The organism is Haloarcula sp. K1, assembly GCF_001647155.1.
GTDB classification, from domain to species: Archaea; Halobacteriota; Halobacteria; order Halobacteriales; family Haloarculaceae; genus Haloarcula; species Haloarcula hispanica.
Genome location: NZ_LRHL01000043.1, coordinates 246,682 through 262,500 on the forward strand (window position 1 = coordinate 246,682; position 15,819 = coordinate 262,500).

The window sequence follows — 15,819 nt, forward strand, 5'->3', positions numbered from 1 at the left end:
TTTTCCCGGAAGGTAGGGAACTGATTGCGTATGTCCGACGACCTCAAGAAGGGACTCGAGGGTGTCATCGTCGCCGAGTCCGAACTCAGCGTTATCGACGGCGACGCTGGCAAACTCGTGTATCGGGGGTACACCATCGAGGACCTTGCGAAGGGTGCCAGCTACGAAGAGGTGCTGTACCTGCTCTGGCACGGCCACCTGCCGAACCGGGACGAACTCTCCGAGTTCAAGCAGGCGATGGTGGACGCGCGCGGCGTGGACGACGACGTCATCTCGACCGTGCGACAACTCGCCGAAGCGGACGAGAACCCGATGGCAGCGCTCCGGACTGCGGTGTCGATGCTCTCGGCGTTCGACCCTGCGCCCGAGGACGCCGAACCGACCGACGAGACGGTCAATCTTGAAACTGGACGGCGAATCACGGCCAAGATCCCGACCATCATCGCGGCGTTCACCCGTATCCGCGACGGCAAGGAACCCGTCGCACCTCGCGACGACCTCGACCACGCCGCGAACTTCCTGTACATGCTCAACGGCGAGGAGCCCGACGACGTGCTCGCCGACGTGTTCGACCAGGCGCTCGTCCTCCACGCCGACCACGGCCTCAACGCCTCGACGTTCTCGGCTATCACGACGGCGTCGACGCTGTCGGACGTTCACAGCGCGGTCACTTCCGCCATCGGGACCCTGAAGGGGCCGCTCCACGGTGGGGCCAATCAGGACGTTATGGAGATGCTAAAGGAGGTCGACGACGCCGAATCCGACCCGCTGGACTGGGTCAAGAACGCCCTCGACGAGGGCCGCCGCGTCTCCGGCTTCGGCCACCGCGTCTACAACGTCAAGGACCCGCGCGCGAAGATTCTCGGCGAGCGCTCGAAGGAACTCGGCGAGGCCGCCGGGACGCTCAAGTGGTACGAGATGTCCACCACTATCGAGGACTACCTCATGGAAGAGAAGGGGCTGGCCCCGAACGTCGACTTCTACTCGGCGTCGACGTACTACCAGATGGGCATCCCCATCGACATCTACACCCCCATCTTCGCGATGTCCCGCGTCGGCGGCTGGGTCGCCCACGTCTTCGAGTACATCGAGGATAACCGTCTGATCCGACCGCGTGCCCGCTACGTCGGCAAGAACCCCGACGAGACGGAGTTCGTGCCGCTGGACGAGCGGTAAGGCGCTCCCGCTGTCAGTCGTCCGTAGCCTGTCACTACCGCGTGGCCGTGAGCGCGTTTCATCGCGCGAACCGGGGAAGGGCAGGGCGGCCAGCGTCCAGCGGCGACGCCGCCGGTTCTCGGAATCGGCCCAAGATGCATCTCCTGTCGAGTCTCTCCAATATCGAACTCTGCGGTAACGGACGCGTAGCGACTGTCCGCGAACGAAGTGAGCGGTTCACCGAACGCGAGCATAGCGAGCGTTCGGCCTTTTTCGCCACCGAAAGACTCGCGAGGCTCGTCTTTCGAGCCTTGCTTTGCTCCGCTCAGCAAGACCACGTTTTTGCGCCGAGCGGTGCGTGAAGCGCACCCGAGGCGGAAAAAGGTGGTTAGCCAAACGTCGATTTGAACCGCGTCACGCCGTCGTCGGTGCCGGCGATGACGAGCTTGTCAGTCGGTTCGATAGTCACGCCAGGACCGAGGTCAGTGATGACTGCACCGTCGCGTTCGATGGCGACGACCGTACAGCCCGTCCGTGAGCGGACATCGGCCTCGCCGATCGTCGTATTCCCGAGACCGTTAGCGGCGACGCGGATGACCTCGACTTGCTGGTCCATCGAGATGACGTCCTCGTCTTCGAGGATCGTGGAGGCGAGCATCCGGCCGCTGACCGTCGACAGCGCGAGGACGTAGTCAGCGCCCGCCCGGTACATCTTCTGGACGTTCTCGCTTTCCTCGGCGCGGGCAATGATTTCGACGTCCGGGTTGAGGTCACGGATGACCAGCGTCGCGAACTCGGTGTCGGTGTCCTCCGATAGGGCGAGAATAACCGTTCTGGCTGCGCCGACGCCAGCGTGTCGCAGGTCGTCTGGCTCCGTGGCGTCGCCGACGACATCGACGCCGGGCTCGTCGGTCTGATCGAGCACTGTGTGCGGCACCCCGGCGTTCGTGAGCGCCGCCGTGATCGTCTGGCCGACCTCGCCGGCACCGATGATGACAGTCTCCCCGCGGCGGAAGCCGTGTACGCTAGAAAGCGTCATCTCCTTGAGCTGTTCCAGCTGACGTTCGGTCCCCGAGACCAGCAGGACAGTACTGCCGTCGAGTTCGGCGTCGGGGTCGGGCGGACTCACGAACTGGCCACGGAACCACGCGCCGATGACGTTGACGCCGGTCTCCTCGCGGATGCCGCTGTCGGCCAGCGTCGTTCCGACGAGGTCGCTCCCACGGTGGATCGGCAGTTCGGCGATGTCGAAGTCCTCACCGATTTCTATTGAGTCCCCGAGCGTCGTCGAGACGCCGGTCGTGACCTTGCTCGCGAGGCTCTCACCGAGCAGTCCACGCGGCGACAGGACGGCGTCGGCGCCGGCGAGGTCGTGGTACTTCGCCCGGTCGGGCTCCTTGACGACACTGACGGTCTGGACGGACTCGTCGACTTCACGGGCGGTGAGGATGATACTGGTGTTCACCTGGTCGGACGCGTCGGCCACGACCGCGCGGGCGGACGACAGATGGGCTCGCTCGAGCCCGTCGACGGACTGCGGGTCGGCGTGGATGACGTAGTACCCGTCTTCGTAGAGGTCGTTGGCCCGGTTCCGGTCCGGCTCGACGATGACGTAGTCGACGTCCCAGGTGTCGAGTTCGGTGACGAGTGTCTCACCGCGGGGGGAGAACTGACAGATGACGACGTGGTCGCTGAGTCCGTTTTCGACCGTATTCGGGGCTTTCGTCTCCATTGCCTCCTCGAACAGCGGAAACAGCAACACCGGTAATGCGAGGAAGATGAGCACGACGCCGGTGATGTCCATCACGATGATGAGTAGTAACATCTCCGTGCTCTGCCAGTCCCCATCCGAGCCGTAGCCAGTCGTAGTAAACGTCTCTACGACGATTTGCAGCGATTTCAGGAACGTGCGCGGCTCGTTCTCGAAGGCCGACATCCCGTAGTCGTAGGCCAGCGCATAGGCTAGGATGATGCCAACGAGGCCGAGAACGTACAGCGCTGTTCGTCGCTGCCAGGTATCCATCTACTACGTTCTGGGATACCGAGTGTAAAACAGTTCTGTCCGGCTAGTCGACGGCCCTCTCAGGAAACGAGCGCCAGGGAGAGTTTCTCACCCGGCCGTTGTCCCGCACTTTCACTTTCACCGCGCTACGACGGGATTTAAGTTAATCGCGTTCCTTCTCCCGCGTGCAGTCACACGCTCCCCCTTTCCGTTTCAGGACACTACCCGAGCAGTCGTGGCTATGGCGGCCGTCGATGCCGCATGGTCGGCCGACAGTATAACATGGTCCGGTGAATAGCCACTCCCATGCTCTCATTTGAGGACGTCCTCGCGGCACAGGACACCGTCTCTGAAACGGCCAGGCACACACCGCTCGATTACTCGCACACGTTTTCGGCGATGACAGGCGCGGATATCCATCTCAAGCTCGAACTGTTCCAGCGCACGGGGTCGTTCAAGATACGGGGTGCGACCAACCGCATCGCATCGCTCTCGGACGCTGAACGGGAAGCCGGTGTCGTCACGGCGAGCGCCGGCAACCACGCTCAGGGAGTTGCACTGGCCGCCACGCGAATCGGCGTCGACTCGAAAATCGTGATGCCGGAACGAGCACCAGTCTCGAAGGTGAAGGCGACCCGGAGCTACGGCGGCAACGTGGTCCTCCACGGCCGGGACTACGACGCGGCCGCCGAACACGCCCACGAACTCGAGCGCGAGGAGGGCCGGACCTACGTCCACGCTTTCGACGACGAGAAAGTGATGGCGGGGCAGGGGACCATCGGACTGGAAATCTACGAGGACCTCCCCGGTGTGGACACGGTCGTCGTTCCAATCGGCGGCGGCGGGCTCATCAGCGGCATCGCCACGGCGCTCAAAGGTAAGGACGAAAGCATCCGCGTCATCGGCGTCCAGGCCGAGGGAGCGTCCAGCGTGGCCGAATCCCTGGAGAAGGGGCACCGTATCGAACGTGACAGCGTCGAGACCATTGCCGACGGCATTGCCACTCGTACCACCGGCGAAAAGACGTTCGAGGTCATCAGCGAACGCGTCGACGAGGTCGTGACGGTGTCGGACTCCGAAATCGCTGTTGCCCTGACGACGCTGTTAGAGCGCTCAAAAACACTCGCCGAGGGCGCGGGTGCCGTCGCGCTGGCCGCCGTCATGGAGGAGAAGTTCGATTTCGAGGACGACGAGACGATTGTCCCCGCGCTGTGTGGCGGGAACATCGACCTGAACATGTTGACTAACGTCATCATGCGCGGCCTCGTCGAGACCGGCCGCTATCTCAAGATCCGGACTGTCCTTCAGGACCGCCCCGGCGCGCTAGAGGAACTCGTCGAGGTCCTCTCGCGCGAGCAGGTCAACATCTATGGCATCGAGCACGACCGGACCAGTCGCGACGTGGCGATGAGTTCGGCCGAGGTCGAACTGGATCTGGAGACCCGCGGCCACGACCACGTCGACGAACTCATCGACGCGCTCACCGACGAGGGGTACGAGGTCGACGTGCTCGTCTGACTGGGTCTCGCCCCCCGAGCCAGAGCGCGCCGAGAGAACTGTTCTCGACTGATTTCGGCGGGGTTTTAGCCGCGGCGGCCACCGCTTCGTGTATGCGACGGCTCGCACGGACAGTACCTGCCGATACAACAGCACGGAACGGAGGGCGCTGATGGACCCGCGAACGAAGGCCAGCCTCCTGTGGGGCGTCGTCGGGGGCCTCGCGTTTCTGGTTCTCGTTCAGGGTTACGAACTGCTGGCCGGGACGCCGGTGTCGATATCAGCCAAAGCCGGCGTCGCCGTAGCCGTCGGTATCGGGGCGACGCTGGCCTCTTACCGCATGCAGCCCCGGCTGTTCGGAAACGAAAGCCCTTAATCGCCCGCCCTCGCACTCTCGAAATACGTGCCAGGATGGCCGAACGGTAAGGCGCACGCCTGGAAAGCGTGTTCCCTTTCGGGATTCTGGGTTCAAATCCCAGTCCTGGCGTTTTCTGTGACTGACTGCGAGTGAGGAGCGACAGCGCCTGTCACATTGCTGTTCCGCCTGCCAGTGCAACCACCGCACCGTTTTCCCGCCCACAGCCCTGATACTCGGTCGATGGTCGAACAGCGTGACGGCGACGAGATAGACCTGCTGGACTCCTCTATTCGGACGACCAGCGGGGCGCTGTTCTCGACGACGCTGTTCGTTCTCAGCGGTATCGTCTACGCGTTCGTCACATCGCCTGGAGCGACTGGGACGTATTTCTTCGTCAGTATCTCGGTCTCGCTCATCCTTCGTCCGATCCGGGGCATCAGCCAGACGCTGCAGAAAGTCGGCAGCGAACGGGGCGAAGCTGTCGGCCCGTATTTCGGCCTGGCAGTGCTATTCACCCTCGGCTATCTCCTCGTCGCCGGTGGGGCTGTGGCCGCGCTGGCCGGCGTCATCGTCCGCAATACCGTGGTGTCCCCGGGACTGCTCGCGCCTGTCGGTCTGTACGCCCTTGCGGTTGCACTGTCGATGATCGCGACGAGTCTGGTCGGTGCCATCGGCTACCCGAGCGTACAGACGTGGCTTAACGGCGTCCAGAGCGCTATCCAGCTCATTATCCTGCTGGCGCTGGCCCCGACACTGACGACCGCCGGCGACCTGCTGCTCGTCGTGGCCGGGGTTCGGCTGGCGGTGCTCGTTCCCGTGACCGTCGCGCTGGGCGTCGTCCCGACGCTGCCGGACCGACACGCCGTCGAGCGCGCGTGGAACTTTGCCAGGTGGAGCGTCCCGGACCAGGTGCTGGACCGTCTGTCGTACAATATGCCGGTGTACGTGCTGGGCGTCGTCGCGACGCCGGCGGCTGTTGGGATCTACGAGGCCGCCGACCGGTTCGCTGACTTCGGCGCGACGATTTCCTGGCGGCTCTCCTCCCCGCTGCTCACGAAGGTCAGCGGGGACTCCTCCGCCGGTGACACGCAACTCGCGTACCTCGACGGGGCGGTCACCGGCGGGACGGGCGTCACCTTCGTCGTTTTCGGCTACCTGTTGGCCGCACACGACGTGGTTGCGCGGATCGCTTTCGCCGGCTCGGAGGGTGTCTTCTCGACGACCGTCCTGCTCGTCGGCGGCGTGAACATCCTCCGTGGCTTCTGGACGCTCACGTCACACGCCATGGAGGGTATCGGGAAACCGAGCGTGAGCTTCCGCACGAAGCTCTACGGACTGGCGTTCAGCGTTCCAGTGCCCACGATCTTCGGGGCGGAGTTCGGGGCGGTCGCCGGGGCCGCCGGGTACGGCGTCATGAATCTGGTCGTCTTCGGGTACGTCATCTACTATTCTCGGGCCGTCTTCGGCCGGATTCCGCTCGAACCCAAGGTTGCGGCGTATCTCGCTGTCGGCCTCGGAGTCTCGTTCGCACTCACGACCGGTGCGGTCGCCGGCCTCACGCGCGCTGGCCTCTCCCCGGTAATCGTTGCCAGCGCGGCCGCTGTGACGTGCCTCGTCGGCTTCGGCGGCTTCCTCGCTGCGGTGTCCGAACCGGCTCGACTCGTCGCCACCCGGACGGCAGCGCTATGGCGCGGTCGGGTTCGCTCCCTGCTTGGGTGAGCACTGCTCGTTCGCTGCGGACGTCGCCGCTCAGAGCCAGCGGTAGAACTCCAGTGTGTACCCTTCGGGGTCCTCGACGAAGGCGGCGAAGGCCTCTGCAGCGTCGACTTCAGTCGGTTCCAGCACCGGCGCAGCGCCGGCGTCGATAGCTGCCTCGAAGGTCGCCTCGACATCGTCGACGGTGAACGCGATGTGGTCCACGTCGGCGCGGTTCGGCGCGACCGGGGTGGTTCGGTCGGGGTCGTGGCGCAGTTGCAAGTCTCCGTCGCCGTCCCGGCCGAGATAGACGTTCTCCACGCCGTCTAGCGTGAACCGATTCGTCTCCTCGAAGCCCAGCGCCTCGTAGAAATCCATCGTGCGGTCGAGGTCTGAGACGCAGATAGCGGTGTGTGCGAGGTCCATGCCGCGGCGTTGTGGACGGGGCGAAATGAGTGTGCCGGAAACCCGGCTGTCACGGCCACTTAGAGCAGGTCGCCGCGAGCGACGGGGACGACGCTGCCGCCGACCCGGACGCTGATGTCCTCGCCGCTGCCGTCAGTTGAGAGATGCAACAGCGACGGTCGCCCCATCTCGTAGCCCTGCTCGACACGGGCCTCGACGGCAGGGCTCCCGAGCATCTCGTGGCGGGCGAGATACGCGGCCAGGCAGCCGTTCGAGGAGCCGGTCGCGGGGTCCTCCGGCACGTTGTAGAACGGCGCGAACACGCGGACGGCGAGGTCGTTATCGGCGCTTCGCGGCTCTCGACAGACCGCCAGGACGTTCTTCGCGTCTCGGTCGCCGGTCACGGCGTCGTAGGCGTCGCGGTCCAGGTCGATGGCTTCCAGCGCGTCGCGGTCGGCCACCGGGACGACAATCGTCGCCAGCCCCGTGGAGACGATTTCGACCGGCCAGTCGTGGTCCAGTCGGTCAGCCGGCAGGCCGAGAACGGCGGCGAGGTCCTCGTGGGCCAACTGCTCGCCGAACTCGGGGGCCTGCTGTGTCATCCACAGGATCTCGCGGCCGTCGCGCTCTCGCACTTCGACCGGGACCTCGCCAACAGGCAAGTCCAGCGTCACCGTTTCGGGATTTCCGTCGGCCAGATGATCCCGGATGACCTGGACCGTACCGAGCGTCGGGTGGCCGGCGAAGGGTATCTCGGCCGCCGGAGTGAAGATGCGGACCGGCCACGCGCCGTCGGTCGGTTCGCCGGTGACGAACGTCGTCTCGGAGTAATCCATCTCGGCGGCGATGGCCTGCATCTCGTCCTCGTGCAGGTCGCCGGCGTCGGTCACGACGGCGAGTTGGTTCCCGGCGTATCGCTCCCGGGCGAACACGTCGACGATGTGAAACGGATGGGACATACCTGTTCGCTCGGCGTCGCTCCCAAAGAACACTCCGGATGCCTGTCGGATGGTACCGAGTCGCTTGAAGCCACCGGGCTATTTCTCGCCGTCAGCCGTATCGAGGGCATGGACACTGTTGCAATCGCCTGCTTCGACGGGTTCGACGAACTGGACGCCATCGGCCCCTACGAGGTGTTCGAGAATGCAGCGCGCTTTGGCGCGGCCTGGGACGTAACGCTTCGCTCGGTGCGCGACTCGGACACGGTCACTGCGAGCCACGGGCTTCGAGTCGAACCGGACGGATTGCTCGCCGACGTGACCCCGGACCTGCTCGTCGTCGCTGGCGGCGGGTGGAACGACCGAAGCGAGGCCGGCGTCTGGACGGAGACCGAACGCGGCGACCTGCCCGACGCCGTCGCGGCGGCACACGACCGCGGTGCGACTGTTGCCGGCGTCTGTACCGGCGGGATGGTGCTCTCTCGGGCCGGCCTGCTCGATGGCCGGCCAGCGGTGACACATGGCGGCGCAATCGAGGACCTGCGGGCGACCGACGCGACGGTTGTCGACGCCCGGGTCGTCGACGACGATGACGTTCTGACCTGTGGCGGCGTCACGTCCGGGCTGGACCTCGCCGTCCACCTCGTCGAACGCGAGTGGGGCGCGGACGTGGCCGCCGCTGTCTGTGAGGAGATGGAATACGAGCCCTGCGGCGAGGTCTTCCGCGGCGAATCGGCGTAAAACGCGGAATCAGGCGTTCGCGCGGGCGTCGTCGAGCAGCGCCTGCACGTCGACGGCCTCGCCGGTTTCACTGCTCTCGATGGCGGCGAAGACGATGGCCATCGACTGGAGGACGCTGTCGACATTCGTCGGCATCGGGTCGCCGCCGTCGATCCAGTCGCAGAACTGCTCGATGAGCCAGGCGTTTTTCCAGTGGGGCCGCTCTGCCAGCGGCACCGTCTCGCCGTCGCCCTTGCCGATGCTCTCGAAGTTCCCGGTGTCGTACGCGTCGGCGTGGAACCGCTCGACATCGCGGCGGTCGAGGAGGACCGTCTGGTCCGAGCACTCGGCGCGGAACTGCTCGTGGCCCCAGCCGTTCAGTGTCGTTGCGTTGGCGTAACTGCCCTCGTACTGGGCGCGGGTGCCATCGGCGAAATGCAGCGTCACGAGGCCGCTGCAGTCACCGTCGTAGTCGGCCTCCTCGGGCGTCCACGTCTCGGCGTACACCCGCTCGCAGGGCGAATCGGCCAGCGACGCGAGGATGTCGAGGTGGTGGATTGCGCCGTCGAGCAGGAGCATGTTCTCCATTTCGTAGACGTAGTCGGCGTAGAAACCTCGCTCGCGGACGTTGCCCGTGTACCGAGCCGTCAGATAATCGATGTCGCCGGCCTCCTCAACGGCCCGGCGGAACGTCGTCTTGTCCCGGTCGAACCGGTGGCTCATCGTGATCCCCATCTTCTTGCCGGCCTTCTCCACCTTCTCGGCCACCCGGACCGACGCCTCCAGTGTGTCGGCAATCGGCTTCTCCGAGATGATATGCAGGTCGTGGGCGAGCGCCGTCTCCACGACGGCCTCGTGGGTCGACGGCGGCGTCACGATAGAACAGATGTCGGCCGGCCGCTCCGAGAGCGCGGTTTCGAGGTCGGTGTAGCACTCCTCGGGCGACAGTCCGAGTTCTTGCTCTGCCAGCTCGTGTCGTTCCGGGTCGGTGTCGACCGCGGCGACGACCTCGATTCGGTCGTCGTGAACGTTCGGCGGAATCGCGTCTGTCGCCCAGGTGGACCCCTGGCCCCCCAGACCGACGTGGACTAATCTGTGTGTCATGGCTTCGTTATCGCTTCGAGGAATAAATGCTGCACTATCTCATCAGTACTCGTCTGCGTCCGGGAACTCGACACGGCGCTCCATCCCGTCTTCGGCGAGCACGACCTCGCCGTCGAACGCGTCCCGGGCTTCGTCGACTAGCTCGTCGGCGCTCGCGGCGTAGCGGGTCGAAATATGGGTCAGTGCCAGCGTCGACGCGCCGGCCTGCCGCGCCACGTCGGCGGCTTCCCGGGCGGTTGAGTGCGCCGTCGCCTTCGCTCGCTCTTTCCGGTCCTCGGCGAAGGTAGCGTCGTGGACGAGGAGGTCTGCGTCCTCGCTCGCTTCGATGACGCTCTCTGTCGGCAGCGTGTCGCCGGTGTAGACGAACCGCCGGCCGGGACGGGCTGGACCGACGACGGCCTCCGGCTGGATAGTTTCACCATCGTGTTCGACGGCCTCGCCGCGGTGGAGCTTGGAGTACTTCGGCCCTGGCGGGATACCGAACTCCTCTTCGGCTTTCTCCCGGTCGAACTTCCCCTTCCGGTCGTCCTCATCGAGGACGTAGCCGACGCTAGCACACCGGTGTTCGGTTTCGATGGCGCGGATCTCGTACTCCGACCGGTCGAGGACTACGTCTCCGGCCGACACCTCGTTGATGCGGACGGGAAACGAGGGTGTCGTCCCGTTGGCCTGGATGAGCTGTTTGATGTTCCCGCGCGTGCCCGCCGGCGTGTGGATGGCGATGGCGCGCTCCCGTTCGTTGAAATCCCACGTCTGGAGCAGCCCCGGAATCCCGAGGACGTGGTCGCCGTGGAGATGCGTGACGAACAGGTGGTCGATAGCGAAGCCGGTGCCGTAGCGCATCATCTGCCGCTGTGTGCCCTCGCCGCAGTCGAAGAGCAGGTAGTCGCCGTCGCGATTGACGAAGATGCTGCTCGTGTTGCGCTGGGTCGTCGGCACGGCCCCACTCGTCCCGAGAAACGTCACGCGCATAGTCATCGAATCCTCTACTGTCGACGGGTAAACCGGTGTCGAAAGGGTGTCGTCACAGGAGCGGTAGCACTCTTCGTCTTGTCACTGCGCCGCTCGTTTGTGTGTCGGGATGTGACATGGCTGTTTCTACTGACCGGTAATGGCGGCTGCTTTCCGGCGTCACACACTGTCTCGCGCGCTTCTCCGTCGAGACCTTAACCACCAGCAAAACAATTTAACACTGAGTAAGTGTCGCTCAGTCTCACTTTCCCGAGCCGGCAGTAACAGATGACGGCTTAGCAGGTTATTATGTCCTATTGAACTGTCTCGCCAGTTTATGTGTACCTCACCCGTTGCATCGTTCGCATTGCCTTCCGATCACCGCAGAACCGCATCATGATACGCACACGCACACTCGCCGTTTTCGCTGCGCTACTCGTCGTCGGCGGCCTCACCGCACAGGTCGGGGCTGTACCGGGCGTGACAGCGCAACAGGAATCGCCGTCAGAACAAGCCGGGAACACAGGCGTCGCAGTCGATTCCCTGACCGCCCCGGAGAGCGTCGCACCGAACTCGACTGCTGACGTGGCCGCGACGGTCACGAACAACGAGAACACTACAGTGACTGAATCCGTGGCGTTCCGGTTCGACGGGGCTGTCGTCGACCGGACGCTCGTCACGCTTGAGCCCAACGAGACCACCACAGTCCAGTTCTCAGCGGACACGACCGGCGTCGCGCCCGGTGACTACCGCCACGGTGTCTTCACCAGCGACGACGGGCAGGTCGCTTCAGTTACCGTCTCTGAATCGTTCACCCTGGAGAGCCTCGACGCACCGACGAACGCTACCGCCGGTGACAACATCACTGTCGACGCGACCGTCGCCAACCCGAACGACTTCAACACGACACAGGCCGTCGAGTTCCGACTGGGTGGCCAGCCGCTGGCCTCCGAGTCTGTGACCCTCGACGCGAACGAATCCACTGACGTGACGTTCACCGTTGACACGACCGGCGTCGAGCCGGATACGTACACTCATAGCGTCTTCACGCGCGACGACGGTGCGTTCGCCGAGATCACTATCGACTCGGCCGTCGATGTGCCCGAAGAGCCGACTGAAGACGAGACTGAAGAGCCGCCGGCGAACGAGACTGAAGAGCCGCCGGCGAACGAAACTGAAGAGCCGCCCGCGAACGAAACCGAGGAGCCGCCCGCGAACGAAACCGAAGAGCCGCCAGCGAACGAAACTGAAGAACCACCAGCGGACGAAACTGAAGAACCGGCTGAGAACGAAACCGAAGAACCACCAGCGGACGAAACCGAGGAGCCGCCCGCGAACGAAACCGAAGAACCACCAGCGGACGAAACTGAAGAACCGACCGAAGGCGAAACGGAAGAGCCGCCCGCGAACGAGACTGAGGAGCCGACCGAAGGCGAAACGGAGGAGCCGCCAGTAGACGAGACTGAAGAGCCGCCAGCAGACGAGACCGAAGACGGAACCGAGGAGACTGACGAAAGCGACGAGACTGACGAAACGGACAACGCGACCGAAGAAGCCGCGACGACAGAAGGCTAACGCGCGCCACCCTGTCATCCGTTCACATTTTTAATGGTGGCCGTCGTACCGTCGTCCATGAAGTTCGTTATCGTTGGCTATGGCCGCGTCGGCATCCGGACCGCACGGATTCTGCAGAGCGAGGGTCACGAGGTTGTTATCGTCGACAACGACCCCGTAAAGGTCGAACGGGCCATCGAGACCGGGTTCGAGACTATCCAGGGTGACGGCAACGAGGAGAGCGTCCTCATCGACGCCGGCATCGAAACCGCGGACGCTATCGGCGGCCTCACGGGCGACCTGAACACGAACTTCACCGCCTGTATGATCGGCAAGGAGTTCGGCTGTCGGACCGTTCTGCGGATCGACGCCGACTACCGCGAGGAGATATACGAGAAGTACGCCGCCGACGTGGACGAGATCATCTATCCCGAGCGGCTGGGCGCGGCCGGCGCGAAGACGGCACTGCTGGGCGGTGACTTCAACGTCCTCGCAGACCTGACCGAACAGCTCTCGGTCGCGAGTATCCGCATTCCCGACGACTCGCCGTTCGTCGGGAAACGGGTCGTCGAGGTGGAACTACCAGGAGACGCACACATCTACGCACACGGCAAAGACCACGAACCGATGACGATTCCGCTCCCACAGACGGAAATCGAACCCGGCGACAGTGTCGCGATCATGGCCGACCCCGGTGGACTGGACGATATTCGGGCGACGCTCCGGGGCGACGCGTCAGCCTGAGATTCCGGGACCGCATCCCGCGTTGTCGTCTCTTTTTCAGGACGATAGCGCTTGCTGTCTGCGGCGAAAGCCGGGGGGAGTAGAATATGAAAGGGAGGATCGCGGTGTCCGGGCGCGCCTGGGGAGGATAGGATGGCACACAGTGGCACCGACATCCACTGGAGCCGTGGAAGCGCGCCCGTACCGGGTGGAATGCTACCGGTAGACATAAATGCCCGTCAGACAGGCGGCCGACGGACGACAGACGGCACGGCTTTTTGCCCGTTCAGCTACTGCTTCCTGCTATGACCTGGGCGACGTTGTTCGAACGTGCGGCGGACCACCAGACCACGGTCGACGCTGTCCGTGTGGCCCTCGACGAGCACCGGGCGGAGGACGACGATGCGTGAGCCGTCGCCGGCGCGTGTCGTCGCCGACGCCGACGTCCTCGCCGCCGATCTGCTGTGTGGACCAGACAGCGATGCCCGTGCCGCTATCGACCACATCCGCCGGCACTCGTGGGTCACGCTCGTCGCGAGTGACCACCTGCTAGACGATGCCGCTGCCGTTATCGCCGACCTCGCCGACGACGACCTGGCGGCCGATTGGCGGGCGCGGATCGAACCCGACTGTGACATCGTCGAGCACCCGGTCGGCGACCAGCCCGCGCTGGCATCGGCCTATCGGGGCGGCGCACAGCACCTCCTCTCCTACGATGACGACCTGCGGAGCGCCCGGACCAGCGCGTCGCTCAACCGTCATCTGTCCCTGAGTGTCAGACCACCGGACGCCTTCGCGCGCCTGTTCGACCCGGAGTCACTATACCCAGTCGTCGAGGACGGCGAGTATCCCGGTCCGGACCGTGACCCACGCGCGTAGCCGGTAATTTCGCTGCTTAGTCGTCAGCCGTCGTTACGGTGGTTGTGGCGCCTGCTCCCGACGGCCCGGCTGCGTCCTCGGCAACGTCGAATTCTGCAAGCACCTCACGCAACTCGTCGGTCTGGGCTGCCATCTCCTGTACCTCGGTGGTCACTTCGGTAATCGTCGCGGTCTGTTCCTCGGTCGCGGCGGCGACAGCCTCGGACTCCTCGTTGGTCTGCTCGCTCACTGTCGCGACTTCGTCGACCATATCGACGACCTCCTGCGTGGTCTCTGCCTGTTCGGAGGTAGCTCCTGATATCTCCTGAATCGAATCGTTGACCTCGCCGAGCACGTCGACGATGTCCTCGAAGTCCCGGAGCGCCGACTCGATGGTTGCGGCGCTGTCGGTCACCTGCTGGTTCGTCGCTTCCACGTCGCTGACGGTTTCGCTGGCCTCGTGCTGGACCGCCTCGATGCGGTCCGATACGTCCGTTGCAGCGTCACGGGTCTCTTCGGCGAGCGTCTTCACCTCGTCGGCGACGACGGCGAACCCGTCACCGCTTCCGTCCGCGCGGGCCGCCTCGATGGAGGCGTTCAGCGCGAGCATATTGGTCTGCTCGGCGATGTCCGTGATGACCTCGACGACGTCGTCAATCTCGCTGATCTGGTCGACCAGACTCTCGACCGCAACGGCGATGTCGTCGATACGGGCCTCCATTTCGTCGAGTTCATCGATAGCTTGCTCGGCGTCCGCGCGCCCCTCTCGGCCTCGCTGTGTCGCCTGCTCGGCGGTCCCGGCGGCGCTTTCGGCGGTCGCGGCGATCTCTTCGACGGTGGCAGACAGCCTGTTCATCTCCGAGGCGACGTCGTCGTGGCGCGACGCCTGCTGACTGGCTCCCGCCGAGATCTCCTGAACCGACCGGGAAATCTCGTCGCTCGCATCGTCGATCTCTTCGACGCTCCGGGTGACGTGATCGCTCGTCTCGTCGACGTCCTCTGCGAACGCGGCGACGGTGGCAACCGTCTCCCCCAGCGTCGTCACGAGGTCGTTGTAGTTCTGGACAACGGCGTCGAACTGCTCGTCGTCGGCCTCGAAGTCCTCGTCGATAGTGGCCGTCAGGTCCCCGTCTTTCGCCCGTTCGGCGGCGTCACCGAAGGCGACGACGAGGTCGTTCAACGCCTGGGAGCGCCGTTCGAGGTCGCTGGTCATCGTCTTGAGTTCGGTGGTGTAGTCGTCCATACTGGCGGCCATCTTCTCCAACGACTCTCCGAAAGCTCCGGGGACATCCTCGTCGAGGACGTCGGCGTCGAACTCCTGTCGGGAGAGCGCGTCGGCCTGTCGGGACACCGTCAGAAGGTAGGATTGCATCGACCGAAACGACGAGAGCAGTTCGGCGACCTCGTCGTCCCGCTCGCTCTCGGGCAGTTCCACGTCGAGCTCGCCGGACGCGATGTGGTCCGCACCCGCGGCCATGGCTGTGATTGGCTCGACGAAGTCCTCGCGGGTGATGAACACCGTGTTGGCGAACGCGACGATAGCGCCAGCGAGCAATACACCGGTGACGACGAACCGGACGGTCCCGCTGGCGACGAGAGAGACGACTGCCAGCGCGACCGAGGCGGCAAACTGTAGACCGACGGCCGCGAGCACCTTCCGCTCGACGGAGCCGGAGACGCCGAAGAGGTCCAGTGATTCGCGTATCACCGCTTTGTACTGTCCGACGGGGTCTGTGAGCATACGCACCCTTTTCTTACAGTGTTTAATAATGTTCCAGTCTAATTCTCGGATATTGAAAAGAAATCAGTGGACGTAGGCCCGGTAATAAGCGACACAAGCCCAGGGCCGATAGCGTTCT

Annotated in this window: 14 protein-coding genes and 1 tRNA gene; 9 read left to right on the top strand and 6 right to left on the bottom strand. The window is 64.5% G+C overall.

All coding sequences use genetic code 11. The annotated features are described in order from the left end of the window. Nucleotides 1-30: 30 nt before the first annotated feature. Entirely contained in the window at nucleotides 31-1,176 is a 1,146-nt protein-coding gene (gene citZ / locus AV929_RS14695; protein ID WP_014041557.1) for a citrate synthase, read from the top strand. A 367-nt stretch (nucleotides 1,177-1,543) separates the two neighbouring features. On the opposite strand, the gene AV929_RS14700 is transcribed toward citZ, so the two are convergent. Next, nucleotides 1,544-3,178 (bottom strand): TrkA family potassium uptake protein, encoded by a 1,635-nt coding sequence (locus AV929_RS14700; protein WP_014041556.1) that lies wholly within the window; start codon nucleotides 3,176-3,178, stop codon nucleotides 1,544-1,546. A 285-nt stretch (nucleotides 3,179-3,463) separates the two neighbouring features. Here AV929_RS14700 and ilvA point away from each other — a divergent pair, with 285 nt between their 5' ends. The 4 genes from ilvA (at nucleotide 3,464) to AV929_RS14720 (ending at nucleotide 6,731) form a co-directional block, all read left to right on the top strand. Then, the gene (ilvA, locus tag AV929_RS14705; RefSeq protein ID WP_014041555.1) at nucleotides 3,464-4,675 is read left to right on the top strand and encodes a threonine ammonia-lyase; all 1,212 of its coding nucleotides are present in this window, start codon (nucleotides 3,464-3,466) and stop codon (nucleotides 4,673-4,675) included. A 151-nt stretch (nucleotides 4,676-4,826) separates the two neighbouring features. Beyond that, nucleotides 4,827-5,030: a hypothetical protein gene (locus AV929_RS14710; protein ID WP_014041554.1), complete on the top strand. Its 204-nt coding sequence runs from the start codon at nucleotides 4,827-4,829 to the stop codon at nucleotides 5,028-5,030. 29 nt (nucleotides 5,031-5,059) lie between these two features. Beyond that, nucleotides 5,060-5,141 (top strand) — tRNA-Ser (locus AV929_RS14715). Nucleotides 5,142-5,252: 111 nt separating this feature from the next. After that, nucleotides 5,253-6,731 (top strand): hypothetical protein, encoded by a 1,479-nt coding sequence (locus tag AV929_RS14720; RefSeq protein ID WP_064288606.1) that lies wholly within the window; start codon nucleotides 5,253-5,255, stop codon nucleotides 6,729-6,731. A 30-nt stretch (nucleotides 6,732-6,761) separates the two neighbouring features. On the opposite strand, the gene AV929_RS14725 is transcribed toward AV929_RS14720, so the two are convergent. Both AV929_RS14725 and AV929_RS14730 read right to left on the bottom strand, forming a co-directional pair. Further along, nucleotides 6,762-7,133 carry a VOC family protein gene (locus AV929_RS14725; RefSeq protein ID WP_050007380.1) on the bottom strand — a complete coding sequence of 124 codons (372 nt, stop codon included), beginning with the start codon at nucleotides 7,131-7,133 and terminating at the stop codon, nucleotides 6,762-6,764. A 59-nt stretch (nucleotides 7,134-7,192) separates the two neighbouring features. Next, nucleotides 7,193-8,071 (bottom strand): PhzF family phenazine biosynthesis protein, encoded by an 879-nt coding sequence (locus AV929_RS14730; RefSeq protein ID WP_064288607.1) that lies wholly within the window; start codon nucleotides 8,069-8,071, stop codon nucleotides 7,193-7,195. Here AV929_RS14730 and AV929_RS14735 point away from each other — a divergent pair. Next, nucleotides 8,063-8,791, top strand: coding sequence for a DJ-1/PfpI family protein (locus tag AV929_RS14735; protein ID WP_080510098.1), 729 nt, complete (start codon nucleotides 8,063-8,065; stop codon nucleotides 8,789-8,791). The two genes, AV929_RS14730 and AV929_RS14735, sit on opposite strands and share 9 nt — an antisense overlap. Nucleotides 8,792-8,800: 9 nt before the next feature. On the opposite strand, the gene AV929_RS14740 is transcribed toward AV929_RS14735, so the two are convergent. Together AV929_RS14740 and rnz are read right to left on the bottom strand one after the other, a co-directional pair. Then, nucleotides 8,801-9,874, bottom strand: a complete 1,074-nt coding sequence (locus AV929_RS14740) for a Gfo/Idh/MocA family protein (protein ID WP_064288609.1) — start codon at nucleotides 9,872-9,874, stop codon at nucleotides 8,801-8,803. A 42-nt stretch (nucleotides 9,875-9,916) separates the two neighbouring features. Next, nucleotides 9,917-10,852, bottom strand: a complete 936-nt coding sequence (gene rnz, locus AV929_RS14745) for a ribonuclease Z (protein ID WP_044952062.1) — start codon at nucleotides 10,850-10,852, stop codon at nucleotides 9,917-9,919. Nucleotides 10,853-11,221: 369 nt separating this feature from the next. Here rnz and AV929_RS14750 point away from each other — a divergent pair, with 369 nt between their 5' ends. From AV929_RS14750 to AV929_RS14760, 3 genes are all read left to right on the top strand, one after another. After that, nucleotides 11,222-12,400 carry a hypothetical protein gene (locus AV929_RS14750; RefSeq protein WP_064288610.1) on the top strand — a complete coding sequence of 393 codons (1,179 nt, stop codon included), beginning with the start codon at nucleotides 11,222-11,224 and terminating at the stop codon, nucleotides 12,398-12,400. A 57-nt stretch (nucleotides 12,401-12,457) separates the two neighbouring features. Continuing rightward, nucleotides 12,458-13,123 carry a TrkA family potassium uptake protein gene (locus AV929_RS14755; RefSeq protein WP_050007497.1) on the top strand — a complete coding sequence of 222 codons (666 nt, stop codon included), beginning with the start codon at nucleotides 12,458-12,460 and terminating at the stop codon, nucleotides 13,121-13,123. A 381-nt stretch (nucleotides 13,124-13,504) separates the two neighbouring features. Next, on the top strand, nucleotides 13,505-13,981 hold the full coding sequence (locus AV929_RS14760) for a hypothetical protein (RefSeq protein ID WP_014041544.1): 477 nt from the start codon (nucleotides 13,505-13,507) through the stop codon (nucleotides 13,979-13,981). 16 nt (nucleotides 13,982-13,997) lie between these two features. On the opposite strand, the gene AV929_RS14765 is transcribed toward AV929_RS14760, so the two are convergent. Continuing rightward, nucleotides 13,998-15,701, bottom strand: coding sequence for a HAMP domain-containing methyl-accepting chemotaxis protein (locus tag AV929_RS14765; protein ID WP_064288611.1), 1,704 nt, complete (start codon nucleotides 15,699-15,701; stop codon nucleotides 13,998-14,000). Nucleotides 15,702-15,819: the final 118 nt, after the last annotated feature.

Coding starts and splice junctions, on each gene's coding strand:
- AV929_RS14700 (WP_014041556.1), bottom strand. CDS start 3,178: ATGGATACCTGGCAGCGACGAACAGCGCTGTACGTTCTCGGCCTCGTT.
- AV929_RS14730 (WP_064288607.1), bottom strand. CDS start 8,071: ATGTCCCATCCGTTTCACATCGTCGACGTGTTCGCCCGGGAGCGATAC.
- ilvA (WP_014041555.1), top strand. CDS start 3,464: ATGCTCTCATTTGAGGACGTCCTCGCGGCACAGGACACCGTCTCTGAA.
- AV929_RS14725 (WP_050007380.1), bottom strand. CDS start 7,133: ATGGACCTCGCACACACCGCTATCTGCGTCTCAGACCTCGACCGCACG.
- AV929_RS14720 (WP_064288606.1), top strand. CDS start 5,253: ATGGTCGAACAGCGTGACGGCGACGAGATAGACCTGCTGGACTCCTCT.
- AV929_RS14755 (WP_050007497.1), top strand. CDS start 12,458: ATGAAGTTCGTTATCGTTGGCTATGGCCGCGTCGGCATCCGGACCGCA.
- AV929_RS14710 (WP_014041554.1), top strand. CDS start 4,827: ATGGACCCGCGAACGAAGGCCAGCCTCCTGTGGGGCGTCGTCGGGGGC.
- AV929_RS14740 (WP_064288609.1), bottom strand. CDS start 9,874: ATGACACACAGATTAGTCCACGTCGGTCTGGGGGGCCAGGGGTCCACC.
- AV929_RS14760 (WP_014041544.1), top strand. CDS start 13,505: ATGCGTGAGCCGTCGCCGGCGCGTGTCGTCGCCGACGCCGACGTCCTC.
- citZ (WP_014041557.1), top strand. CDS start 31: ATGTCCGACGACCTCAAGAAGGGACTCGAGGGTGTCATCGTCGCCGAG.
- AV929_RS14750 (WP_064288610.1), top strand. CDS start 11,222: ATGATACGCACACGCACACTCGCCGTTTTCGCTGCGCTACTCGTCGTC.
- AV929_RS14735 (WP_080510098.1), top strand. CDS start 8,063: ATGGGACATACCTGTTCGCTCGGCGTCGCTCCCAAAGAACACTCCGGA.
- rnz (WP_044952062.1), bottom strand. CDS start 10,852: ATGACTATGCGCGTGACGTTTCTCGGGACGAGTGGGGCCGTGCCGACG.
- AV929_RS14765 (WP_064288611.1), bottom strand. CDS start 15,701: ATGCTCACAGACCCCGTCGGACAGTACAAAGCGGTGATACGCGAATCA.